21 protein-coding genes are annotated in these 21,745 nt (G+C 72.9%); 6 read left to right on the forward strand and 15 right to left on the reverse strand.

Annotated features, from left to right (window positions below):
* The first annotated feature begins 63 nt into the window (after positions 1 to 63).
* On the forward strand, positions 64 to 1,479 hold the full coding sequence (locus ACZ4XX_RS19600) for an MFS transporter (RefSeq protein WP_468509109.1): 1,416 nt from the start codon (positions 64 to 66) through the stop codon (positions 1,477 to 1,479).
* Positions 1,480 to 1,497: 18 nt separating this feature from the next.
* On the opposite strand, the gene ACZ4XX_RS19605 is transcribed toward ACZ4XX_RS19600, so the two are convergent.
* The 5 genes from ACZ4XX_RS19605 to ACZ4XX_RS19625 all read right to left on the reverse strand — a co-directional run bounded on the left by ACZ4XX_RS19605 (position 1,498) and on the right by ACZ4XX_RS19625 (position 5,981).
* Entirely contained in the window at positions 1,498 to 1,851 is a 354-nt protein-coding gene (locus ACZ4XX_RS19605) for an MmcQ/YjbR family DNA-binding protein (RefSeq protein ID WP_468509110.1), read from the reverse strand.
* Positions 1,848 to 3,143 carry a hemolysin family protein gene (locus ACZ4XX_RS19610; protein ID WP_468509111.1) on the reverse strand — a complete coding sequence of 432 codons (1,296 nt, stop codon included), beginning with the start codon at positions 3,141 to 3,143 and terminating at the stop codon, positions 1,848 to 1,850. The genes ACZ4XX_RS19605 and ACZ4XX_RS19610 overlap by 4 nt, the downstream gene beginning before the upstream one ends.
* Before the next feature lie 4 nt (positions 3,144 to 3,147).
* The gene (ybeY, locus tag ACZ4XX_RS19615) at positions 3,148 to 3,645 is read right to left on the reverse strand and encodes an rRNA maturation RNase YbeY (RefSeq protein ID WP_187624566.1); all 498 of its coding nucleotides are present in this window, start codon (positions 3,643 to 3,645) and stop codon (positions 3,148 to 3,150) included.
* A 29-nt stretch (positions 3,646 to 3,674) separates the two neighbouring features.
* Positions 3,675 to 4,718, reverse strand: coding sequence for a PhoH family protein (locus ACZ4XX_RS19620; protein WP_468509112.1), 1,044 nt, complete (start codon positions 4,716 to 4,718; stop codon positions 3,675 to 3,677).
* Positions 4,719 to 4,862: 144 nt separating this feature from the next.
* Positions 4,863 to 5,981 carry a carbohydrate kinase family protein gene (locus ACZ4XX_RS19625; RefSeq protein WP_468509113.1) on the reverse strand — a complete coding sequence of 373 codons (1,119 nt, stop codon included), beginning with the start codon at positions 5,979 to 5,981 and terminating at the stop codon, positions 4,863 to 4,865.
* A gap of 268 nt (positions 5,982 to 6,249) precedes the next feature.
* Between ACZ4XX_RS19625 and ACZ4XX_RS19630 the strand changes: the two genes are divergently transcribed.
* Positions 6,250 to 7,578, forward strand: a complete 1,329-nt coding sequence (locus ACZ4XX_RS19630; protein WP_468509114.1) for an MFS transporter — start codon at positions 6,250 to 6,252, stop codon at positions 7,576 to 7,578.
* Between the two features lie 59 nt (positions 7,579 to 7,637).
* Here ACZ4XX_RS19630 and ACZ4XX_RS19635 read toward each other — a convergent pair whose 3' ends face one another.
* The 5 genes from ACZ4XX_RS19635 to ACZ4XX_RS19655 form a co-directional block, all read right to left on the reverse strand.
* Entirely contained in the window at positions 7,638 to 8,648 is a 1,011-nt protein-coding gene (locus ACZ4XX_RS19635; protein ID WP_468509115.1) for an adenosine deaminase, read from the reverse strand.
* 10 nt (positions 8,649 to 8,658) lie between these two features.
* Positions 8,659 to 9,561 (reverse strand): ribonuclease Z, encoded by a 903-nt coding sequence (locus tag ACZ4XX_RS19640; protein ID WP_468509116.1) that lies wholly within the window; start codon positions 9,559 to 9,561, stop codon positions 8,659 to 8,661.
* A 13-nt stretch (positions 9,562 to 9,574) separates the two neighbouring features.
* A complete protein-coding gene (locus tag ACZ4XX_RS19645) occupies positions 9,575 to 9,934 on the reverse strand; it encodes a histidine triad nucleotide-binding protein (protein WP_468509117.1) in 360 nt (119 codons plus the stop codon).
* 75 nt (positions 9,935 to 10,009) lie between these two features.
* Complete coding sequence (locus ACZ4XX_RS19650) at positions 10,010 to 11,104, reverse strand: tetratricopeptide repeat protein (RefSeq protein ID WP_468509118.1); 1,095 nt, start codon at positions 11,102 to 11,104, stop codon at positions 10,010 to 10,012.
* Positions 11,101 to 12,444 carry an ATP-binding protein gene (locus ACZ4XX_RS19655; RefSeq protein WP_468509119.1) on the reverse strand — a complete coding sequence of 448 codons (1,344 nt, stop codon included), beginning with the start codon at positions 12,442 to 12,444 and terminating at the stop codon, positions 11,101 to 11,103. Before ACZ4XX_RS19655 ends, ACZ4XX_RS19650 begins: the two co-directional genes overlap by 4 nt.
* A 76-nt stretch (positions 12,445 to 12,520) precedes the next feature.
* Between ACZ4XX_RS19655 and ACZ4XX_RS19660 the strand changes: the two genes are divergently transcribed.
* Positions 12,521 to 12,904 (forward strand): hypothetical protein, encoded by a 384-nt coding sequence (locus ACZ4XX_RS19660; protein WP_468509120.1) that lies wholly within the window; start codon positions 12,521 to 12,523, stop codon positions 12,902 to 12,904.
* Between the two features lie 77 nt (positions 12,905 to 12,981).
* Here the strand turns inward: ACZ4XX_RS19660 and ACZ4XX_RS19665 are convergent, their stop codons facing one another.
* The 4 genes from ACZ4XX_RS19665 to hrcA all read right to left on the reverse strand — a co-directional run bounded on the left by ACZ4XX_RS19665 (position 12,982) and on the right by hrcA (position 17,105).
* Positions 12,982 to 13,725 (reverse strand): 16S rRNA (uracil(1498)-N(3))-methyltransferase, encoded by a 744-nt coding sequence (locus tag ACZ4XX_RS19665; RefSeq protein ID WP_468509121.1) that lies wholly within the window; start codon positions 13,723 to 13,725, stop codon positions 12,982 to 12,984.
* The gene (locus ACZ4XX_RS19670) at positions 13,722 to 14,801 is read right to left on the reverse strand and encodes a nitronate monooxygenase (RefSeq protein ID WP_468509122.1); all 1,080 of its coding nucleotides are present in this window, start codon (positions 14,799 to 14,801) and stop codon (positions 13,722 to 13,724) included. The genes ACZ4XX_RS19665 and ACZ4XX_RS19670 overlap by 4 nt, the downstream gene beginning before the upstream one ends.
* 147 nt (positions 14,802 to 14,948) lie before the next feature.
* On the reverse strand, positions 14,949 to 16,085 hold the full coding sequence (gene dnaJ / locus ACZ4XX_RS19675) for a molecular chaperone DnaJ (protein ID WP_468509123.1): 1,137 nt from the start codon (positions 16,083 to 16,085) through the stop codon (positions 14,949 to 14,951).
* Positions 16,086 to 17,105: a heat-inducible transcriptional repressor HrcA gene (hrcA, locus tag ACZ4XX_RS19680; RefSeq protein WP_383579909.1), complete on the reverse strand. Its 1,020-nt coding sequence runs from the start codon at positions 17,103 to 17,105 to the stop codon at positions 16,086 to 16,088.
* 148 nt (positions 17,106 to 17,253) lie between these two features.
* On the opposite strand from hrcA, the gene ACZ4XX_RS19685 reads away from it, so the two are divergent.
* The 3 genes from ACZ4XX_RS19685 (at position 17,254) to ACZ4XX_RS19695 (ending at position 20,486) form a co-directional block, all read left to right on the forward strand.
* A complete protein-coding gene (locus ACZ4XX_RS19685; RefSeq protein ID WP_468509124.1) occupies positions 17,254 to 17,982 on the forward strand; it encodes an MBL fold metallo-hydrolase in 729 nt (242 codons plus the stop codon).
* Positions 17,983 to 17,992: 10 nt separating this feature from the next.
* Complete coding sequence (locus tag ACZ4XX_RS19690) at positions 17,993 to 18,793, forward strand: DUF3097 domain-containing protein (protein WP_468509125.1); 801 nt, start codon at positions 17,993 to 17,995, stop codon at positions 18,791 to 18,793.
* 460 nt (positions 18,794 to 19,253) lie between these two features.
* On the forward strand, positions 19,254 to 20,486 hold the full coding sequence (locus tag ACZ4XX_RS19695) for a Cmx/CmrA family chloramphenicol efflux MFS transporter (RefSeq protein WP_468509126.1): 1,233 nt from the start codon (positions 19,254 to 19,256) through the stop codon (positions 20,484 to 20,486).
* Here the strand turns inward: ACZ4XX_RS19695 and hemW are convergent.
* The gene (hemW, locus tag ACZ4XX_RS19700) at positions 20,483 to 21,715 is read right to left on the reverse strand and encodes a radical SAM family heme chaperone HemW (RefSeq protein WP_468509127.1); all 1,233 of its coding nucleotides are present in this window, start codon (positions 21,713 to 21,715) and stop codon (positions 20,483 to 20,485) included. The genes ACZ4XX_RS19695 and hemW overlap by 4 nt on opposite strands.
* Positions 21,716 to 21,745: the final 30 nt, after the last annotated feature.

Below are 21,745 nucleotides of genomic sequence, written 5' to 3' on the forward strand. Positions count from 1 at the left end.
GGTACGACCAACAGGATAAGTTCCCGCTCCCCAGCGTTGTTCCCGGACGCCGAAGGTGGGGTCATGGCAACCCTGACCTCTCCCCCTGCGGACACCGGCACCGAGGCCGCCCCTCCGGCCGGTCCCCCGGCCCTCACCGGCCGCACCCGGCTCATCCTCTTCGTGCTGTGCGCCGCCCAGTTCATGGTCGCGCTGGACTTCTCCGTGCTGAACGTGGCGCTGCCCGTCCTCGGCGCCGACCTCGGCCTCGGCCAGTCCGCCCTCCAGTGGGCGGTCACCGCCTTCGCGCTGCCCTCCGGCGGCTTCCTGCTCCTCTTCGGCCGCGTCGGCGACCTCTACGGACGCAAGAAGCTGTTCCTCGCCGGGCTCGCCCTCTTCGGCCTCGCCTCGCTGCTCGCCGCCTTCGCCTGGAACCCGGCCGCCTTCCTCACCGGACGCGCCCTCCAGGGCATCGGCGCCGCCGCGATCGTGCCCACCGGCATGTCCCTGCTGACCACGACCTTCCCCGAGGGGCCGCTGCGCGACAAGGCGCTCGGCATCTCCGGCACCCTGCTGTCGCTCGGCTTCACCGTCGGCATGGTCCTCGGCGGTGTCATGACGGACACCCTCGGCTGGCGCTCCACCATGGGCCTGCTCGCCCTCTTCGCCGTGATCGTGCTGCCGCTGGCCCCCGGCCTGCTCCCCGAGTCCCGCACCCCCGAGCGGCCCCGCCTGGACGTGCCCGGCGCGGTGACCGTCACCGGTGGTCTGCTCGCCCTGATCTACGCCCTGTCGACGGCGGCCGAGCGCGGCTTCGGCGGCACGGACGTGCTGGTCACGCTGGTGCTGGGGATCGTGCTGCTCGCGGTGTTCGTGCGGGTCGAGTCCCGGCACGCGGCCCCGCTGGTGTCGCTGCCGATGCTGCGGCGCCGGACGGTCGCGTTCGGCAACCTGGGCGGTCTGATCACCTTCTCGATGATGTCGACCGTCGTCTTCGCCCTCACCCTGTACCTGCAGGAGACGCTGGGCCTGTCGGCCTTCGCGACCGGACTGGTCTTCGGTGTGCAGGGCGTGCTGTCGGTCGCGGCCGGCATGCTCGCGCCGAAGGTGATCGGCCGGATCGGCGCCCGCGCCACCCTGGTCGGCTCGCTGGCCGGTCAGGGCGTGCTGACGGCCGCGCTGCTCGGCCTGGGCGAGGAGTCGGGCGTGGTCCTGGCGACCGTCGCCGTCTCGCTCGCCTCGATGTGCCACCTCGGCGCGATCATCTCGTACGGACTGACCGTCACCTCGGGCGTCCCGGACGAGGAGCAGGGTCTGGCGACCGGCCTGGTGACGACCACCCAGCAGGTCGGCATCACCATCGGCATCCCGCTGCTCGGCGTGCTCGCCACCACGGGCGGCGACCTGTACGGGGGCGTCCGCACGGTCCTCGTCCTGGACGCGGCGATCGTCCTCGGCGCGGCGGTCCTGGTCGGCCTCGGTCTGCGGCGCCGGTCCTGAACCACGCCGGCGGGAGAGCTACGGCCTGTCGAGACGGAGCCGTACGGCCTTCGGCAGCCCCGCGACCACCAGGTCGTACGAGTCCTCGACGAGCTCCCGGACCATGCGGTCCGGGAGCTCTCCGGCGGTCACCGTGTTCCAGTGCCGCTTGTTCATGTGATAGCCCGGGGCGATCGCCGGATGCTCCTCGCGGAGCCGTACGGCGTCGTCCGGATCGCACTTGAGGTTGACCCGCAGCGGCTCGGACTCGAGCGACGCGAGCGCGAACAGCTTCCCGGCGACCTTGAAGACGGAGACGTCGGGCCCGAACGGGAACTCCTCCGTCGCGTCGTTGAAGTCCAGGCAGAAGGCGCGCAGCTCGTCGGGGGTCATGCCGGCTTCTCCTCCGGTTCCAGGGGTTCCACGAGAACGGTGACGATCTTGTTCCGGCGGCCGGCCGGGGACTCGGCCGTCAGCCGCAGCGAGCGCCCGTCGGGCAGCTCCACGACCGCCTTGGCGCCCGCGATCGGGACCCGGCCGAGCGCCTTCGCGAGCAGTCCGCCGACGGTCTCCACGTCCTCGTCGTCGTACTCGTCGGGCCCCAGCCCGTACAGCTCCCCGAGGTCGCCGATGTCGAGGCGCGCGGTGACCCGGTGGCTGCCCCCGCCGAGGTCCGTGACCGGCGGCAGCTCCCGGTCGTACTCGTCGGTGATCTCGCCGACGATCTCCTCCAGGATGTCCTCGATGGTGACGATCCCGGCCGTGCCGCCGTACTCGTCGATCACGACGGCGACGTGGTTGCGCTCCTGCTGCATCTCGCGCAGCAGGTCACCGGCGTTCTTGGTGTCGGGCACGAAGGCGGCGGGCCGCATCGCCGTCGACACCACGTCCGCCTCGGAGTCCCGGTTGATGTGCGTCTTGCGGACCAGGTCCTTGAGGTACACGATGCCGACGATGTCGTCCTCGTTCTCCCCGGTGACGGGGATGCGGGAGAAGCCGGAGCGCAGCGCGAGGGTGAGGGCCTGACGGATCGTCTTGTACCGCTCGATGCAGATGAGATCGGTACGGGGCACCATCACCTCCCGTACGAGCGTGTCGCCCAGCTCGAAGACGGAGTGCACCATGCGGCGCTCCTCGTCCTCGATCAGCGACTCCTGCTCGGCGAGGTCCACCATGGCCCGCAGCTCGGCCTCGGAGGCGAAGGGGCCCTTGCGGAAGCCCTTGCCCGGGGTCAGCGCGTTGCCGATGAGGATCAGCAGCTGCGGGATCGGCCCCATGATCCGGGCCAGCGGCAGCAGCACGTACGCGGCGGCCGTCGCCGTGTTCAGCGGGTGCTGGCGGCCGATGGTGCGCGGTGAGACGCCCACGGCCACGTACGACACGAGGACCATCACGACGATGGCGACGAGCAGCGCCTCCCAGGTCTCCGGGAAGGCCTCCAGGCAGGCGTACGTGACGAGGACGCCGGCGCCCATCTCGCAGGCGACGCGCACCAGCAGGGCCACGTTGAGGTAGCGGGTGGGATCGGAGGCGACCTGGGCGAGCTTCTCGGCCCCGCGCCGCCCGGACCGTACGGCCTCGGCGGCGCGGAAGCTGGAGACGCGGGCGAGACCGGCCTCGGCGCAGGCGGCGAGCCAGGCCACGACGACAAGGGCCACCGCCCCGAGGATCAGCGAAACGTCCATCGGGTCAGGAGACGGTCGGCGCCGGGGACGGGCCGGTGAGGCCCTTCTCCTCGCGCCAGCCGTCGACGATCGCCGCCTGGAGGCCGAACATCTCGGCCTTCTCGTCGGGCTCCTCGTGGTCGTACCCGAGGAGGTGGAGCACACCGTGGACGGTGAGCAGCTGGAGCTCCTCGTCCATGGAGTGCTCCGTGGGCGCGTCCTTGCCCTGCTGGGTGGCGACCTCGGGGCAGAGCACGATGTCACCCAGGAGCCCCTGCGGGGGCTCCTGGTCGTCCTTCGCCGGCGGGCGAAGCTCGTCCATCGGGAAGGACATGACGTCCGTCGGACCCGGCAGATCCATCCACTGGATGTGGAGCTGCTCCATCGCCTCCGCGTCCACGACGATCACCGAGAGCTCGGAGAGCGGGTGGATGCGCATGCGCGCGAGCGCGTAGCGGGCGACGTCGAGGATCGCCTGCTCGTCGACCTCGGTACCGGACTCGTTGTTGACGTCGATCGACATGGTGCTTGTGTGCTTCTCTCGTTAAGTCGTCACAGCCCGTTGCGGCCGTTGCGGCTGTCGTACTGCTCGTACGCGTCGACGATACGGCCGACGAGCTTGTGCCGGACGACATCCTGCGACGTGAGAGTCGAGAAGTGGACGTCCTGGACGCCTTCCAGGATGTCGCGGACCTGTCGCAGACCGCTCTTCGTCCCGTTCGGCAGGTCGACCTGGGTGATGTCACCGGTGATGACGATCTTCGAGTCGAAGCCGAGGCGGGTGAGGAACATCTTCATCTGCTCGGGGTTCGTGTTCTGCGCCTCGTCCAGGATGATGAACGCGTCGTTCAGCGTCCGGCCGCGCATGTACGCCAGCGGCGCGACCTCGATCGTGCCCGCGGCCATCAGCTTGGGGATCGAGTCCGGGTCGAGCATGTCGTGCAGCGCGTCGTAGAGCGGGCGCAGATAGGGGTCGATCTTCTCGTAGAGCGTGCCGGGCAGGAAGCCGAGGCGCTCGCCGGCCTCGACGGCCGGGCGGGTCAGGATGATCCGGGTGACCTGCTTGGACTGCAGGGCCTGGACCGCCTTGGCCATGGCCAGGTAGGTCTTTCCCGTACCGGCGGGACCGATGCCGAAGACGATCGTGTGCTCGTCGATCGCGTCGACGTACCGCTTCTGGTTGAGGGTCTTGGGACGGATCGTGCGACCGCGGTTGGAGAGGATGTTCTGCGTGAGCACCTCGGCGGGGGTCTCCTCGCCGCCCTCCGAACCGTTCCCGCTCGCCCTGAGCATGGCGATCGAGCGTTCCACTGCGTCCTCCGTCATCGGCTGACCGGTGCGGAGCACCAGCATCATCTCGTCGAACAGGCGCTGGATCAGCGCGACTTCCGCCGCGTCGCCCACCGCGCTGACCTGGTTGCCCCGGACATGGATGTCGGCCTCCGGGAACGACCGCTCGATCACACGGAGCAGCGCGTCACCGGAGCCGAGCAGACTGACCATCGGATGCTTGGCGGGGACGGTGAAGTGGGCGCGGGCCTGTCCGGGCGCCCCGTCCTGGGGCGATCCGTTGTGGGCTGTGGGTGTCTGAGTCATGGGCCGGCACTGGGGCCTGCGCATACCTCCCGTTGCAGGGTTCTCGCTGCTCGACAACCTCTGGGCTACCAAGCCTACGACTTGGCGCGGAGAAGCCCATAGCGGTTTACGGACATGGAACGAGCAGCGGTTTTCCCCCGCGGTCTACGGGTGTGCCGCGCGGAAACCGATCGTCGGCACCGCCCGGCGCAGCGGCCAGGGGCGGGCGGGGGCGGGGAGCAGCCGCTCCAGGAAGGCGTAGCGGTCGCGCAGGGCCTCGGGGTCCTGGCTCTCGTGGCCCTGGACGTGCTGCCACCAGGCGGCGATCTCGCCCCAGGTGGGGGCGGACAGGGAGCCGCCGAACTCCTGGACGGAGAGGGCCGCGGTGAGCCCGGCGAAGGCGAGGCGGTCGGCGAGGGGCCAGTCGGCGAGCGTGCCGGTGACGAACCCGGCGACGAAGACGTCCCCGGCGCCGGTCGGGTCGAGGGCGGAGACCTGGATGGCGGGGACCTCGGCGGTCTCGCCGGTACCGCCGTCGACGGCGTAGGCGCCTTCGGAACCGAGGGTGACGACGGCGTAGCGGACCTTGTCGGCGAGGGCACGGGCGGCGGCCCGGGGGCAGTCGGTCCGGGTGTAGCGCATCGCCTCGGCGGCGTTGGGCAGGAAGGCCTCGCAGTGCGTGAGGTCGGTGAGGCCGGCCAGGTCCCAGCGGCCGGTGTCGTCCCAGCCGACGTCGGCGAAGACCTTGGCACCACCGCGGGCGGCCTGGGCGACCCAGTCCTCGTCGCGGCCGGGGACGAGGGAGGCGACGGCCGCGCGCGCGTGCGGCGGGTAGGCGGGCAGGGCGCCGTCGAGCGGCGGGGCCTCGTGGCCGTGGGAGACCATCGTGCGCTCGCCCTCGTAGGCCATGGAGACCGTGACCGGGGAGTGCCAGCCGGGGACGGTGCGGGAGAGCGACAGATCGATCCCCTCGCCCTGTTCGAGCGCGTCCCAGCAGTACTCGCCGTAGTGGTCGTCGCCGAAGGCGGCGGCGAGGGAGGTACGGAGCCCCAGCCGGGCGAGGGCGGTGGCCATGTTGGCGACGCCGCCGGGGCTGGAGCCCATGCCGCGTGCCCAGGACTCGGTGCCGCGGACGGGGGCGGAGTCGAGGCCGGTGAAGATGATGTCGAGGAAGACCGTCCCGGTCAGGAAGACGTCGCAGGCGGGGTCGGTGGGTTCGCGCAGGCACACCAACGGGTCGACCCCGGCGTCCTGTTGCGGCTGGTCTCCCCTTGCTGTGGTCACGGCGGACTCCCCGGTCGTGGTGCGTGGACCGGCACCGTGGTGCCGATCTGGACAGTGTGCCCGATGGGTCTCGGGAGACGGGGTGACACGACACGACGGTCGCGCGATACCCATCCCCTTCGACTCCAAACCAATTGTGACCCGTATCACGGACAGAATCGCGGGATTCCACCTTCTCCGCCCACTCGGATGCTTGATACACATGGTGCCGCGACCCCGTGGTTCACCGGGCGCCGTCTCACTTCCCTGTTCAGTTCCTGGAACGCCCATGTCGTCGCGCCCGCGCGTCCCGGGGGCCCTCGTCGCCCTCGTCTCCCTCTTCACGGCCGGTTACCTCGCCCCGTACCTGCTGCCGACCGTCGTCGGCCGGCTCTCCGCCGGGCTCGGCCTCTCCCCGTCACAGGCGGGCCTCGTGGGCTCCGTGCTGCTCCTCGGCTCCTCCACCGCCGGTTTCACCCTCGCCGCGCGCGGGGACCGGATCGGCCCCCGCGGGGCGGCCCGCGCGGGCCTGCTCGCGATGACCGTGGGATACGGCTCCGCCGCCGCGACCGGCGTCGTGCCCCTGGTGGTCGCGGGCGCTGTCCTCGGCGGCCTCGGTTCGGGTACGGCGACGGCGGTGGCCGCGGCCGGGATCGCCGGACAGCGGGACCCGCACCGGGCCTCGACGCTCGGTCTGCTCTCCGTCTCCGCCACGGCGGGCGCGCTCTACCTCACCCTCCCGCACCTGTCCGGCGGCCACGCGCCGCCGCTGCTCGCGATCGCCTGCGCGGCGGCCCTGGTGTGGCCGCTCACGAGCCGGCTGCCGGGCGCGGTCCGGGAGCCCCGCGAGTCCGCCCCGACCGGCCCCCTCCCCCACCGCACGGCGGGTGCGGTCCTGGCCGGCGGCATCCTGCTCTGGTCCCTCTCCCAGAACGCCCTGTGGGGCGTGAGCGGCCGCATCGGCCTCACCCAGGCCGGTCTCTCCGAGGTCACCGTCGGCGCGGTCTTCGCGGCGGCGCTCGGCGCGGGGCTCCTGGGCGTCACGGCGGCCGGCGCGCTCGGCTCCCGCCTGGGCCGGGCGGTGCCGATCGGCGTGGGCACGGTCCTCATCGCGGGCTGCGTCCTGCTGAGCTCGGCGGCCGAGGACCTCACGTCCTTCGCGACCGGCGAGATCCTCTGGAACGCCTGCTATCCGGTGGTCCTCTCCTACCTCCTGGGCCTGGCCGCCTCCCTCGACCCCCGGGGCCGCTGGGCGGTCCTGGTCGGCGCGGCGTCCTCGCTGGGCGTGGCCTGCGGCCCCCTGGCGGGAAGCCTGCTGTCGGAGGGCGCCGGATACCCGGGCATGGGCGTGGTCCTGTGCGCCCTGCTGGCGCTGGTCGCGATCCCCATGACGGCGGTGGCCCGCCATGTCTCCGGCCGCCCCCTGGTCCCGGGCTCGGTGCGACGCAGGGGCGGCGCCGCGGGCGCGGTCCTGGCGGGCACGGCGGCGGCGACCCCGCCGACGGTCCCGCAGATGGGCGCCCCGGAACAGGAGATCGCCCCGGTGCGGGTCCGGGCGGGCCGCCGACGCCCGACGAAGTCGGCCTTCCGCCTGGCGAGGCCGAGCGACCGGGGGTGACGGGGCGCCCGCGACGGGCCTCCCATCCGCCCCCGCGGGCGCCCCCGCGCCCTGCCCGCCTACTCCCCGCCGAACTCGTACGCCTCGACCTCGGCCAGATACCGCGCCCGCCGCGCCTCGTCGTCCTCCAGGAACGACGCCTCGAACGAGTTCCGCGCCAGCTCGCGCAGCTGCTCCGACGTCAGCCCCAACGCCTCCCGCACCCCGTCGAAGTTGTCGCCGACATAGCCGCCGAAGTACGCCGGGTCGTCGGAGTTCACGGTGACGAGCAGACCCGCCGTCATCATCTCCCGCAGCGGGTGATCGGCCAGCACGTCGACCGTCCGCAGCCGCACGTTCGACAGCGGGCAGAGCGTGAGCGGCACCCGCTCCCGTACGAGCCGCTCGACGAGCTCCGGGTCCTCCATGCACCGCAGCCCGTGGTCGATCCGCTCCACGCCGAGGACGTCGAGCGCCTCGCGGACGTACGCCGCCGGACCCTCCTCGCCGGCGTGGGCGACGCGGCGCAGCCCGAGCGCCGCTGCGGCCTCGTACACCTCGCGGAACTTGGCCGGCGGATGGCTGACCTCCGCCGAGTCCAGGCCGACACCGGTGATCCGGTCCAGGTAGGGCTTCGCGGCGTCGAGGGTCGCGAGCGCCGACTCCGCCGACTCGTCGCGCAGGAAGCACATGATGAGCCGGGTGGAGATCCCGTACCGCTCCTCCGAGCGTTCGAGGGAGGCGCTCAGGCCCTCGATCACGGTGCCGACGGGGACGCCGCGGGCGGTGTGCGCCTGCGGGTCGAAGAAGATCTCGGCGTGCCGGACGCCCTGGGCGGCGGCCCGCTCCAGGTAGGCGTCGGTGAGCTCGGTGAAGTCCTCGGCGGTGCGCAGGACCGCCATCAGGCCGTAGTAGAGGTCAAGGAAGGACTGGAGGTCGCTGAAGCGGTACGCCTCACGCAGGGCGGCGGTGTCGGCGTACGGCAGGGTGACGCCGTTGCGCGCCGCGAGCGCGAAGGCCAGCTCGGGTTCGAGGGTGCCTTCGATGTGGAGGTGCAGTTCGGCCTTGGGGAGAGCCGTGGGGAGGGGCATGGGTGGTGCTCTATCTCTTCGGTACGGGGACCCTCATGAGGTCCTGGGCAATGCTCAGTTCGCCGTCGAACCCGACCGCCCGCGCCTGCCGCTCGAACTCGGCCGGGTCGGAGTAGCGCTGCGAGAAGTGGGTCAGGACGAGATGCCGCACGCCCGCGTCCCGGGCGACCGTCGCGGCCTGTCCGGCCGTCAGATGGCCGTGGTCGGTGGCGAGGCGGACGTCCTCGTCGAGGAAGGTCGACTCGATGACGAGCATGTCGGCACCCTCGGCGAGCGCGTGCACGCCGTCACAGAGCCGGGTGTCCATGACGAAGGCGAACCGCTGCCCTCGCCGGACCTCGCTCACGTCGTCGAGGGTCACGCCGCCGAGGACGCCCTCGCGCTGGAGTCGGCCGACGTCGGGGCCCTTGATGCCGTGCGCGGCGAGCCGTTCGGGCAGGATGCGGCGCCCGTCGGGCTCCGTGATCCGGTAGCCGTACGACTCGACCGGGTGCGAGAGCCGGCACGCGTCGAGGGTGTACGCGTCGGTGACGGCGAGCGGCCCGTCGGCGGCCACCGGCTCCTCGGCCAGCCGCACGGTCTCGCGGTAGGCCGTGGCGTACCGCAGCCGCTCGAAGAAGTGCTGCCCGCTCGCCGGGTAGTGGGCGGTGACCGGATGCGGGACCTGGTCGAGGTTGATCCGCTGGATCACCCCGGCGAGGCCCAGCGAGTGGTCGCCGTGGAAGTGCGTCACGCAGATCCGGTCGATGTCGTGCGCGGCGACCCCGGCCCGCAGCATCTGGCGCTGGGTGCCCTCGCCGGGGTCGAAGAGGATGCCCTGTCCGTCCCAGCGCAGCAGATAGCCGTTGTGGTTGCGATGCCGGGTCGGGACCTGGCTGGCGGTCCCGAGCACGACGAGTTCCCGTACGGACATGGCGACTGCCGCTCTAGCCGGGAGGCCAGTTCAGGCCACGGCCGCCGAGCACGTGCGCGTGCGCGTGGAAGACGGTCTGGCCCGCGCCCGCGCCGGTGTTGAAGACGATCCTGAAACCGCTGCCGTCGACCTTCTCCTGGGCGGCGACCTCTCCGGCCTCGCGCAGTATGTCGGCGGCGACGGCCGGGGCGGCGGCGGCCAGGGACGCGGCGTCCGGGTAGTGGAGGCGCGGGATCACGAGGACGTGGCTGGGCGCCTGCGGGTTGATGTCGCGGAACGCGAGCGTGGTCTCCGTCTCGCGCACGATCGTCGCGGGCACTTCCCCCGCCACGATCTTGCAGAACAGGCAGTCGCTCTGCGGCTCTCCGGCCATGGCCCGGGCCTCCTCGCCTCGTCGGTCGCTACACGCGCATGCTATCCGCCGCCACGGCCGCCACCGCGTCCCAGGTCAGTCCTTGGGCGCGCGCCGGTTGAGGGCAGAGCGGCTCACCCAGTAGGTGATGATCACGGCCCAGAACAGCGGCGTCCCGAGCCCGCCGACCACCCCCGCGTCGAAGGACCAGAGGGCCATCGACACCACCGAGTAGAGCGCGAGCAGCCCCACGGCGGTGGCCATCGCGATCACCGGCCGGCAGGAGCGCGCCACCAGGAACATCGGGCGGCGCAGCCGGGGCGGCACCCGGCGGGCCATCCACAGGACCCAGCCGCCCCAGGCGCCGACGATCACGGCCGCGCCGATCAGGAACGGCACGATCGCGTCGGCGCCGGTGTCGCCGTTCCGGGCGGGAGCGGCGCCGAACGTCGAGGCGATGAAGCCGAGCAGCGCCACCCAGCGCGCCCCCGCCACCGTGTTCCAGGCCATGGCCTCCAGGTTGTAGCGGGCCTTGCGGTCCTGGAGGTCGAGCGCGGCGGAGGCGACGAAACCCTCGGCGGCCTGGGTCCAGGCGCCGCGCCGGAACCAGCGGCGCCGCAGCCGCAGCAGCGACAGGTTGTTGTGGGCCTCGCTGCTCTGCGGGTTGAGCCGCAGGGCGGCCTCGTACGCCCGCTGCGCGGTGGCGTGGTCGCCCCGGCGCTGGGCGGTGAGCCCCACCAGGAAGTGGGCCGCGTCCTCCTCGGGGGCGAGGCTGACGGCGGCCCGCGCCGCCTCGTACGCCTCGACGGTACGCGCGGGCGTACGCGCGTGCTCCGCGAACTGCGCGAGGGCGGTACCGAGGGCGTAGTGGGTGCCCCAGTACTGCGGGGCGAGGCCGACCGAGTACCGGGCGGCGGTCTCGGCGTCCTGGAACCGCCGCAGTTCGAGGAGGATCTGGACGCGCATCAGCCAGGCCATGAGCAGCTCGGGTTCGGCGCGCAGGGCCGCGTCCACGGCCTCCAGGGCGGCCTGGTGCTCCTCGGCGCGATGGTGGCAGCGGGCCAGCAGGACGAGCGCCCCCGCGTCCTCCGGGTCGCCCGCCAGGTGCTGGGCGACCAGTTCCCCGGCCTGCGCGAACCGCCCGGTGTCGTACAGGGCCTCGGCGCGCAGGAGCGTGGTCGGCGTGGTCACAGCTTGCGCTTCCGCTTGAGGTGGGCGAGGAGGTCGTCGTACAGACCGCCCTCGTTGGCGAACATGGCGACGTTCCGGGCGGCCGCGAACCACGGCTCGGTGGACGGCTTGATCTGCTTGGCCGCGCCCAGCAGGTCCTTGGTGGTGATCAGTCGTACGGAGCCGCTGCGGGCGGAGTCGAGCAGCGCGGTCTCGGCGGCCGTCTCACAGACATGGGCGAGGTCGGCACCGGAGAAGTCCTCGGTGGCCTTGACGAGCTTGCCGAGATCGACGGCCTCGATGGGCCGCTCGCGCAGGTGGTAGCGGAGGATCGCCTCGCGCGCGGTGGCGTCCGGCGGCAGCACGAGGAGCGTGCGGTCGAGGCGGCCGGGGCGGCGCAGCGCGATGTCCACGTCCCAGGGCACGTTGGTGGCGGCGAGCACGAAGACGCCCTCGTTGCCCGGGCCGCCGGCGATGCCGTCGAGCTCGGTGAGCAGCTGGTTGACGACGTTGCGGAGTCCGCTGTGGTGGGTGCGGGACCGCTTGGCGCCGAGGGCGTCCAGCTCGTCGAGGAAGACGACGCAGGGGGCCTGGCGGCGGGCGGTCTCGAAGATGTCGTGGATGTTCTTCTCGGAGGCCCCGATCCACATGTCGAGGACGTCGGAGAGCGAGACGGTGAGGAAGTTCGCGCCGAGCTCACCGGCGACGGCGCGCGCGATGAAGGTCTTGCCGCAGCCGGGAGGCCCGTAGAGGAGCAGGCCGCCGCGCAACGACTTGCCGTACAGCCTGCGCAGTTCGGGGTTGCGCATGGGGGCGAGGAAGGCGGCCTCCAGGCGCTCCTTGACCTCGTCCATGCCGCCGACGTCGGCGAGGCGTACGGCGCCGGGCGCGTCGACGTCCCAGGCGTCGGCGTCCCCGGCGGCGCCCTCGCCGTCGGCGGCCTGCGGGTCCTCCAGGAAGCGGGGCCCGACGACGTCCTGCACCTGCTGCTCGGCGGCGTCCCAGTCGAAGGAGGGGGCCTTGTCCACGGGCGCCACGGGCGTCTCGGGCGGCTCGGGCGCCACGGACGTCTCGGGCCGCTCAGGCAGCCCGGACGGCGCGGACGGCGGGGTCGGCGCGGGGTTGCTCTCCGTGGGAGCGGTGGCCGGGGCCGACGGCATCCCCATGGCCCGCATCATCAGCGCCCGCGCGTCCGTGTCCCCCGGCGCGTGCTGGAGCGCGACGGCCGCCTCCGCGACGGCCTCGTCGTTCCGGCCCTCGGAGAGGAGGAGTTCGGCGAAGTGAAGACGCAGGGGGACGTCACCGGGGGCGGCGGCCACGGCGGCGCGCAGACTGCGGATCAGGGGGGACTCGTCGGCCATGCGGCCAGCCTAAGGAGCGCGCGGGGCCCGCGGTCCACCGGGTTCGGTCCGTTGCACACTCCGTACACTTCGCCGGATGAGACGGGACCGGGTACCGCGCCGGCTGACGGTGGACTCCACGGTGTGGCTGTGGACGACCGGGCACCGCCACACCCCGGACTGTCTGACGTTCCTCGCCCTGCGCCGCGCCGAGAACCGCCACGCCCAGCTCCGCCTGGTCTTCCGGGACGGTCCGGGCCGCATCGTGTCCGGCTACCCCTTCGGCGCCGGTGACATCGCCTCGACCGGCGACGGCGCCGTCCTCAACCTGAACGAGCCGGGCGTCGTACGCCGCTTCCTGGACGAGGCCGCGGCCCATGGCCTGCTCCCGACCGCCCACGGCATCCACGACGAGGACGGCTGGCCCCTCTACGACACCCTGACGAAGGCGGACGCGCCCGGCAGCGACGGGGCCGCGTAGGCCGAGACCGGAAGCACCGAAGCCGCGCACGCCGAGACCGTGAACACCGAAGCGGCGAGCACCGCGGCCGGGAGCGACTAGCTCCAGCGCCCCGTACGCCCCAGGACGAGCGCCGTCGCCGCCGTGCCCGCCGTCGACGTCCGCAGCACGCTCCGGCCGAGCCGGTACGGCTTCGCCCCGGCCGCCTCGAACGCGGCGAGCTCCTCCGGGGAGACGCCGCCCTCGGGGCCGACGACCAGCACGATCGAGCCCTTCTCCGGGAGATCGGCGGTGGCGAGCGCCCCGCTCGGGTGGTCGCGGTCCTCGTGCAGCACGGCCGCGAGATCGGCGCCGGCGAGCAGCGTGGCGACCTGCTTGGTCGTCATCAGGTCCGCGACCTCGGGGAACCGGGAGCGGCGCGACTGCTTCCCCGCCTCGCGCGCGGTGGACCGCCACTTGGCGAGCGCCTTGAGGCCCCGGTCTCCCTTCCACTGCGTGATGCAGCGGGAGGCGGCCCACGGCACGATCGCGTCCACCCCGGTCTCCGTCATGGTCTCGACGGCGAGTTCGCCCCGGTCGCCCTTGGGCAGCGCCTGGACGACGGTGATGCGGGGCTCCTCGTCGGGGTCCTCGTGGACCTCGTCGACCCGGACGGTGAGCTGGTCCTTGTCCTCGGCGGCCAGCACCACGCACGCGGCCCAGCGGCCCCGGCCGTCGGCGAGGACGAGTTCCTCGCCCTCCCGCAGCCGCTTCACGGAGACGGCGTGCCGCCCCTCGGGGCCGTCCAGGAGAAAGCTCCCGGGGCCGGGAACGGCGTCGACGACGAAGACGGGTGCGGTCATGAGGCGCTCCTGTGGGGCAGCTCGGAGAGAGCGGTGGCGAGTTCGGCGGCCAGCACCTCGACCAGTTGCCCGGCGGGGAGTTCGCGTGCGAGCCGGTGGCCCTGACCGGCCCACAGGGCCATGCCCTGGGCGTCGCCCGCGGTGGCGGCGGCCTTGCGGATCGGGGCGGTGAGGTGGTGGATCTCGGGGTAGGCGGCGGGGGCGTACGGCCCGTGCTCGCGCATGAAGCGGTTGACGAGGCCGCGCGCCGGACGCCCGGTGAAGGCCCGGGTGAAGGCGGTCCGGGTGTACAGCGGGTCGGTCAGGGCCCGCTTGTGCAGCGGGTGGGCGCCCGACTCTGGGCAGCAGAGGAAGGCCGTGCCGAGCTGGGCGGCGTCCGCCCCGGCGGCCAGGGCGGCGGCGATCTGCGCGCCGCGCATGATGCCGCCGGTCGCGACGATCGGCAGGGCCACGCTTCCGCGGACCAGGCCGAGCAGGGCGAGCAGCCCGGTGCCCGGGGCGTCGTCGGCGGGGTCGTCGCGGAACGTGCCCTGGTGTCCACCCGCCTCGGCGCCCTGCACACAGACGGCGTTCGCCCCGGCCTGCTGCGCGGCGAGGGCCTCCTCGGCGGAGGTGACGGTCACGATCGTGAACGTTCCCACACGCGCGAAGGAGGCGAGGACCTCGGGCGCGGGGCAGCCGAAGGTGAAGGAGACGACGCGGACCGGGTCCTCCAGGAGGATCGCCAGCTTGGCGTCGTACGCGTCGTCACGGCAGTCGTCGGTCTCGCCGAGCGGGGTCTCGTACCAGGTCGACTCGCCCGCGAGCTGATGCCGGTAGACCTCGACGGAGGCGAGGTCGGCGGGCCGCCCGGACTCCGGCAGGAAGAGGTTGACGCCGAAGGGGCGTGCGGTGAGCCCGCGTACCTGCTTGATCTCCTGGTAGAGGCCGCCGGCCGTCTTGTACCCACCGGCCAGGAAGCCGAGTGCCCCGGCCGCGCACACGGCTCCGACCAGCTCGGGAGAGGAGGCGCCACCCGCCATGGGGGCCTGCACGATCGGAAACCGAGAGAGATCGTTCAGTGCGGTGGTGGACATATGGGCATCGTGTCATGCCCCTGCTTCCGGGCCGAATCCGTACGTCAGGTACGGAGGAGGCGCGATGCGGGGTACCCGCGGTACGGAAAGGGCGGCACACGCACGATCGCGTGTGCCGCCCTTCCGTACATCGGATTCCGGCGCTGCCTACCGCCCGTTGAAGGCGTCCTTCAGGCGGGAGAACAGACCCTGCTGACCCGGCTGGAACTGCCCCGTGGGCCGCTCCTCGCCGCGCAGCTTGGCCAGTTCGCGCAGCAGGCGTTCCTGCTCCGCGTCGAGCTTGCCCGGGGTCTGCACCTCGACGTGCACGATCAGGTCGCCCCGGCCGTTTCCGCGCAGATGGGTGACGCCACGGCCGTGCAGCGGGATCGACTGGCCGGACTGGGTGCCCGGGCGGATGTCGATCTCCTCGACGCCGTCGAGGGTCTGCAGCGGCACCTTGGTGCCGAGCGCGCCCGCGGTCATCGGGATGGTGACCGTGCAGTGGAGGTCGTCGCCGCGCCGCTGGAAGGTGTCGTGCGGCGTCTCGTGGATCTCGACGTACAGGTCGCCGGCGGGGCCGCCGCCGGGGCCGACCTCGCCCTCGCCCGCGAGCTGGATCCGGGTGCCGTTGTCGACACCCGCGGGGATCTTGACCGTGAGGGTGCGGCGGGACCGGACCCGGCCGTCGCCCGCGCACTCGGGGCACGGGGTCGGGACGACGGTGCCGAAGCCCTGGCACTGCGGGCAGGGCCGGGAGGTCATGACCTGGCCCAGGAAGGACCGGGTGACCTGCGAGACCTCGCCGCGGCCGCGGCACATGTCACAGGTCTGCGCGGAGGTGCCGGGTGCGGCGCCCTCGCCCGAGCAGGTCGTACAGACGACCGCCGTGTCGACCTGGATGTCCTTGGTGGTGCCGAAGGCCGCCTCGTTGAGGTCGATCTCCAGACGGATCATGGCGTCCTGGCCGCGGCGGGTCCGCGAGCGCGGGCCGCGCTGCTGGGACGTGCCGAAGAAGGCGTCCATGATGTCGGAGAAGTTGCCGAAGCCACCGGCCCCGAAGCCGCCCGCGCCGCCTCCGCCGGAGGCCGAGAGCGGGTCGCCACCCAGGTCGTAGACCTGCTTCTTCTGCGGGTCCGAGAGGACCTCGTAGGCGGCGTTGATCTCCTTGAAGCGTTCCTGCGTCTTCGGATCGGGATTCACATCCGGGTGCAGCTCGCGTGCGAGCCTCCGGAAGGCCTTCTTGATCTCGTCCTGGGAAGCGTCGCGGCGCACGCCGAGTACGGCGTAGTAGTCCGTGGCCACTTACGACTCCGCCAGGATCTGTCCGACGTAACGTGCCACTGCGCGTACCGCTCCCATCGTTCCGGGGTAGTCCATGCGGGTCGGTCCGACCACGCCGAGTTTGGCGACTGCCTCGCCGCCCGAACCGTAGCCGACCGAGACGACGGACGTGGAGCTCAGCCCCTCGTGGGCGTTCTCGTGCCCGATGCGTACGGTCATGCCCGATTCCTTGGCCTCGCCGAGCAGCTTGAGGAGCACGACCTGCTCCTCCAGAGCCTCGAGGACGGGCCTGATCATCAGGGGGAAGTCGGGTCCGAAGCGGGTGAGATTGGCGGTGCCGCCGATCATCAGCCGCTCCTCGTGCTCCTCGACGAGGGTTTCGAGGAGGGTCGCGAGCACGGTCGAGACCGTGGCGCGGTCCTCCAGTTCCTCGAACGACTCGGGGAGATCCTGCACCAGCTGCGGCACGTCGGCGAACCGGCGGCCGACGACCCGGCTGTTGAGCCGGGCCCGCAGGTCGGCGAGCGAGGTCTCGCCGAACGGCGCGGGGCAGTCGATGACCCGCTGCTCGACGCGGCCGGTGTCCGTGATGAGCACCAGCATCAGGCGGGCGGGGGCCAGCGAGAGCAGCTCCACGTGCCGGACGGTCGAGCGGGTCAGCGAGGGGTACTGGACGACGGCGACCTGACGGGTCAGCTGGGCGAGCAGCCGGACCGTACGGCCGACGACGTCGTCCAGGTCGACCGCGCCGTCGAGGAAGTTGTGGATGGCCCGGCGCTCGGGCGTCGACAGCGGCTTGACGCCGGCGAGCCGGTCGACGAAGAGGCGATAGCCCTTGTCGGTCGGAATGCGGCCGGCGCTGGTGTGAGGCTGGGCGATGAAGCCCTCCTCCTCCAGCACGGCCATGTCGTTGCGCACGGTCGCCGGCGAGACGCCGAGCTTGTGGCGCTCGGTGAGCGCCTTGGACCCGACGGGCTCCTCCGTCCCGACGTAGTCCTGGACGATGGCGCGCAGGACCTCGAGTCTGCGTTCGCTGAGCATCGTGCGCACCTCCAGCTGTCGTCGTCGTTCCGGTTGCTCCGCTTTTGGCACTCGCCCTGTCCGAGTGCCAGCGATCCCCCGGCCAGTGTACGGCGGCGGGCGTCGCTCCTGGCAAGGTGGCGACGCCTCCACCGGCTAGCGTCGCCGCATGGACGTGGATTGGGAAGCGCACGGATGGGAGCGGCTCGCGGACGGGGTGGGCCGGCGACGGCTGCCCGGGTGGGACGCCACGGTCGGACTGGTACTGGGTGAACGGGCGGTGCTGCTGTACGACACGGGATCCTCGCTCGCGGAGGGCGCCGGGCTGCGGACACGGATCGCGGACCTCACGGGCGGCCGCAGAGTGACGCACATCGCATTGAGCCACCCTCATTTCGACCATGTTCTCGGCACGGCGGCGTTCGCGGGCGCGGAGGTCTTCGGCGCGGTGGGCTCGGACGAGCTCCTCGGCCGGGTGCGGGACCGGGAGGCGCTGCGCGCGGACGCGGTACGGCACGGGCTCGACGAGACGGCGGCGGCCGAGGCGGTGGACGTCCTGGTGGCCCCGCGGCACGTGGTCTCCGGCGAGTGGACGCTCGACCTGGGCGGACGGCAGGTCCTGCTCGCGAACGTCGGCCCCGGCCACACGGGCCACGACCTGGTGCTCCTGGTGCCGGGCGAGCGCGAGGTGGTCTTCTGCGGCGACCTGGTCGAGGAGTCGGGAGAACCGCAGGCGGGCCCGGACGCGATCCCCTCCCGCTGGCCGGACGCGCTCGACCGGCTGCTGCGGCTCGGCGGCGAGGACGCGGTGTACGTGCCGGGGCACGGGGCGGTGGTGGACGCCACGTTCGTACGACTCCAGCGGGAGGAACTGGCACGCCGCTTCCAGGTGGCCTAACGTCACCGAAATGCGCAGCTACAACCCGGATCTGACACCCCCTTGGAAGAAGTCGGCACCCGTCCCCGAGGTCCCGGCCGACCGTGATCTGGTCGTCGAGGAGGTCACGACGGGCTTCTGCGGGGCGGTGATCCGCTGCGAGGCGGGCACGGTGACCCTGGAGGACCGCTTCGGCAAGCACCGCGTGTTCCCGCTGGATCCGCGCGGCTTCCTCCTGGAGGGCCGGGTGGTGACCCTGATCCGCCCGTCGGCCGCTCCCGCCCGCCCCACCCGGACGGCGTCGGGCTCGGTGGCGGTCCCGGGGGCGCGGGCCCGGGTGGCGCGCGCGGGCCGGATCTACGTGGAGGGCCGGCACGACGCGGAGCTGGTGGAGCGGGTCTGGGGCGACGACCTCCGCATCGAGGGCGTGGTCGTGGAGTACCTGGAGGGCGTCGACGACCTCCCGTCGATCGTCGCGGAGTTCGCCCCCGCCCCGGACGCCCGTCTGGGCGTCCTGGTGGACCACCTGGTCCCGGGTTCGAAGGAGTCGCGGATCGCCGCCCAGGTGACCTCGCCGGACGTGCTGGTCGTCGGCCACCCGTACATCGACGTCTGGGAGGCGGTGAAGCCGGCGTCGGTGGGCATCCGGGCCTGGCCGCGGGTCCCCAGGGGCCAGGACTGGAAGACGGGCGTGTGCGAGGCCCTGGGCTGGCCGCCGAACACGGGCGCGGCCTGGCAGCACATCCTGTCGAGGGTGACGACGTACAAGGACCTGGAACCGGAGCTGCTGGGTCGGGTGGAGGAACTGATCGACTTCGTGACGGCGCCGTAGGGGTGTTGCCTGGGGCGTTACGCCGTGGCGGCGTAACGCCCCCGGGCATTCCGGGGACGTTCCGCTCTGGCGGTCACGCCCTGGCGGCGCCGCAGGCGTTGTTCGCCGCCGTCCGCCGTCGTCCGCCGTCGTCCGCCCCCTGCCGGCCCGGTGGGGGCGGAACACGGGGTGCCCGGGCGGGGCGCGGTCGGGTAGCGTGCGCGCCATGTCGAGCCCCGAGTCGGACACGTCGGGGGCTTTCGGTCACGCCGTCAGCCCCCTGGACCCCCGAGTTCTCCCGGACCGCTGAGTCCGCTCCGTACGGCCGCCCCTCGGTCGTACGGACCACTGGGTTCGAAGTCCTGCCCACCCCGCCGTCCCGCCGCCCTCCGCGGCCGGACGCGTGGGTCCGTGGGTCCGTGGGTGCTGACCGCGGTGACGAGATGCCTCTGTCGTCATTTCCTCACCCCGGAGCCACTCGATGCCCCTCCCGCTCTTTCTGCTCGCCCTGGCGGTCTTCGCCATGGGCACGTCCGAATTCATGCTCGCCGGCCTCGTGCCGGACATCGCCTCCGACCTCGGCGTCACGGTCGGGAGCGCGGGTCTGCTCACCTCGGCCTTCGCCGTCGGAATGATCGTCGGCGCGCCGCTCCTGGCCGCGCTCGCCCGCTCCTGGCCGGTACGGGCCGGCCTGCTCGGGTTCGTCCTCGTGTTCTCCGCGGCGCACGTCCTGGGCGCCGTCACCGGCAGTTTCGCCGTCCTGTTCGCCACCAGGGTGGTCGCGGCCCTCGCGAACGCCGGGTTCCTCGCCGTGGCCCTGACCACCGCCACCCGGCTCGTGCCGCCGGACCGGAAGGGGCGCGCGCTGGCCGTCCTGCTGTCGGGCACGACGCTGGCCACGATCGCCGGGGTCCCCGCGGGATCGCTGCTCGGCACGCTGCTCGACTGGCGGGCCACGTTCTGGGCCGTCGCCGCCCTCTGCCTGCCCGCGGCACTCGGCGTCCTCCGTGGCGTCCCGGCGCGGCCCTCGCGGGAGGGCACGGCCGAGGCGCCGGACCTGCGCGCGGAGCTGGCACTGCTCAGGCGTCCGCGACTGCTCCTGGTGATGCTGCTCGGCGCCCTGGTGAACGCGGCGACCTTCGCGAGCTTCACCTTCCTGGCGCCCGTCGTGACCGGTTCCGCCGGGCTGGGCGAGCTGTGGGTTCCGGTCGCCCTGGTCCTCTTCGGGGCCGGTTCCTTCGCCGGAATCACCCTCGCGGGACGGTGGTCCGACCGCTACCCGGGCCTGGTCGTCGCGGTCGGCGGTCCGCTGCTGCTCGTCGGCTGGCCGGCCCTGGCCGTGCTGGCCGAGGAGCCGGCCGCGCTGCTCACCCTGGTGTTCACGCAGGGCATGGCGTCGTTCGCGCTGGGCGGCACGCTGATCGCGCGGGTCCTCTACGAGGCCGCCGGAGCCCCCACGATGGCCGGCTCCTACGCGACCGCCGCGCTCAACGTCGGGGCCGCCACCGGACCGCTCGTCGCCGCCCTCACCCTCCGGACCGGAGCGGGAACGCTCGGCCCGCTGTGGGCGAGCGGCCTCCTGGTCCTGGGGGCACTGCTCATCGCCCTGCCGTCCCGCAGGGCGCTCTCGCCCGCCCGGGCCGCCCGGACGGCCCCGGGCGGGCACGGCGAAGGCCCCGGGGACGTACCGGCCGGTCGGGCCGAACGCGCCTAGTCCACGAGGTCCCGCACGACCGCGTCCGCGAGCAGACGTCCGCGCAGGGTCAGAACCGCCCGCCCGGCGGCGTACGGCCCGGCGTCGAGCAGCCCGTCGGCGAGTGCCTTGCGGGCGGCGGCGAGGCCCGCCGGCTTGAGGAGGGACAGCTCGACGCCCTCCTTGAGCCGCAGCTCGAGGAGCACGCGCTCGACTCTGCGGTCCTCCTCGGAGAGCAGCTCCCGTCCGGCCCCCGGCGTCTTCCCTGCGGCCAGCGCGGCGGCGTACGCACCGGGATGCTTCACGTTCCACCAGCGGACGCCGCCGACGTGGCTGTGGGCGCCGGGGCCCGCGCCCCACCAGTCGGCCCCGCGCCAGTACAGCTCGTTGTGCAGGCAGCGCCCGGCCTCGGAGGTGGCCCAGTTGGAGACCTCGTACCACTCGAAGCCGGCCCCGGAGAGGACGTCCTCGGCGATCAGGTACCGGTCGGCGTGGACGTCGTCGTCGGTCATGGGGACCTCCCCGCGCCGAATGCGCCGCGCCAGCTGCGTGCCCTCCTCGACGATCAGCGCGTAGGCGCTGATGTGGTCGGGCCCGGCGCCGATGGCCGCGTCGAGCGAGGCCCGCCAGTCGTCGTCGGTCTCGCCGGGCGTGCCGTAGATCAGGTCGAGGTTGACGTGCTCGAACCCGGCGGCGCGCGCCTCCCCGACGCAGGCCTCGGGGCGGCCCGGGGTGTGCGTGCGGTCGAGGATCTGCAGGACGTGCTGCTTGGCGCTCTGCATGCCGAAGGAGATCCGGTTGAAGCCGCCGGCCCTCAGCTCCGCGAGATAGGCCGGGTTCACGGAGTCGGGATTGGCCTCGGTGGTCACCTCGGCGTCGTCGGCGAGCCCGAACTCCTCGCGGACGGCCCCCAGCATCCGTACGAGGTCAGCGGCGGCGAGCAGCGTGGGCGTACCGCCCCCGACGAAGACGGTCCGCACCGGCCGCGGGTCGTCCCCGAGCACCTTGCGGGCGAGCCGGATCTCCTCGACGACCTGCTCGGCGTAGTTGTCACGGGAGGCGAGCACGCCCCCGGTACCCCGCAGCTCACTGGCCGTGTAGGTGTTGAAGTCGCAGTACCCGCAGCGCGTCGCGCAGTAGGGCACGTGCAGATAGAACCCGAGCGGCCGCTCCCCCGCCCCTTCGAGGGCGTGCGGGGGCAGCGCCCCGTCGTCGGGAACGGACTCACCATCGGGCAGTACGGAAGGCATGAGCCCCATTGTCCCGTACTGCCCGAGGTG

Source organism: Streptomyces sp. NPDC029956 (genome assembly GCF_055574655.1).

Excerpts from the sequence above, each read along its gene's own strand:
- ybeY (WP_187624566.1), bottom strand. The coding sequence starts at position 3,645 with ATGTCGATCGACGTCAACAACGAGTCCGGTACCGAGGTCGACGAGCAG.
- ACZ4XX_RS19655 (WP_468509119.1), bottom strand. The coding sequence starts at position 12,444 with ATGGCCGACGAGTCCCCCCTGATCCGCAGTCTGCGCGCCGCCGTGGCC.
- ACZ4XX_RS19610 (WP_468509111.1), bottom strand. The coding sequence starts at position 3,143 with ATGGACGTTTCGCTGATCCTCGGGGCGGTGGCCCTTGTCGTCGTGGCC.
- ACZ4XX_RS19695 (WP_468509126.1), top strand. The coding sequence starts at position 19,254 with ATGCCCCTCCCGCTCTTTCTGCTCGCCCTGGCGGTCTTCGCCATGGGC.
- hemW (WP_468509127.1), bottom strand. The coding sequence starts at position 21,715 with ATGCCTTCCGTACTGCCCGATGGTGAGTCCGTTCCCGACGACGGGGCG.
- ACZ4XX_RS19685 (WP_468509124.1), top strand. The coding sequence starts at position 17,254 with ATGGACGTGGATTGGGAAGCGCACGGATGGGAGCGGCTCGCGGACGGG.
- ACZ4XX_RS19635 (WP_468509115.1), bottom strand. The coding sequence starts at position 8,648 with ATGCCCCTCCCCACGGCTCTCCCCAAGGCCGAACTGCACCTCCACATC.
- ACZ4XX_RS19690 (WP_468509125.1), top strand. The coding sequence starts at position 17,993 with ATGCGCAGCTACAACCCGGATCTGACACCCCCTTGGAAGAAGTCGGCA.
- ACZ4XX_RS19630 (WP_468509114.1), top strand. The coding sequence starts at position 6,250 with ATGTCGTCGCGCCCGCGCGTCCCGGGGGCCCTCGTCGCCCTCGTCTCC.
- ACZ4XX_RS19645 (WP_468509117.1), bottom strand. The coding sequence starts at position 9,934 with ATGGCCGGAGAGCCGCAGAGCGACTGCCTGTTCTGCAAGATCGTGGCG.
- ACZ4XX_RS19640 (WP_468509116.1), bottom strand. The coding sequence starts at position 9,561 with ATGTCCGTACGGGAACTCGTCGTGCTCGGGACCGCCAGCCAGGTCCCG.
- ACZ4XX_RS19665 (WP_468509121.1), bottom strand. The coding sequence starts at position 13,725 with ATGACCGCACCCGTCTTCGTCGTCGACGCCGTTCCCGGCCCCGGGAGC.
- ACZ4XX_RS19620 (WP_468509112.1), bottom strand. The coding sequence starts at position 4,718 with ATGACTCAGACACCCACAGCCCACAACGGATCGCCCCAGGACGGGGCG.
- ACZ4XX_RS19670 (WP_468509122.1), bottom strand. The coding sequence starts at position 14,801 with ATGTCCACCACCGCACTGAACGATCTCTCTCGGTTTCCGATCGTGCAG.
- hrcA (WP_383579909.1), bottom strand. The coding sequence starts at position 17,105 with ATGCTCAGCGAACGCAGACTCGAGGTCCTGCGCGCCATCGTCCAGGAC.
- ACZ4XX_RS19605 (WP_468509110.1), bottom strand. The coding sequence starts at position 1,851 with ATGACCCCCGACGAGCTGCGCGCCTTCTGCCTGGACTTCAACGACGCG.
- ACZ4XX_RS19600 (WP_468509109.1), top strand. The coding sequence starts at position 64 with ATGGCAACCCTGACCTCTCCCCCTGCGGACACCGGCACCGAGGCCGCC.
- ACZ4XX_RS19660 (WP_468509120.1), top strand. The coding sequence starts at position 12,521 with ATGAGACGGGACCGGGTACCGCGCCGGCTGACGGTGGACTCCACGGTG.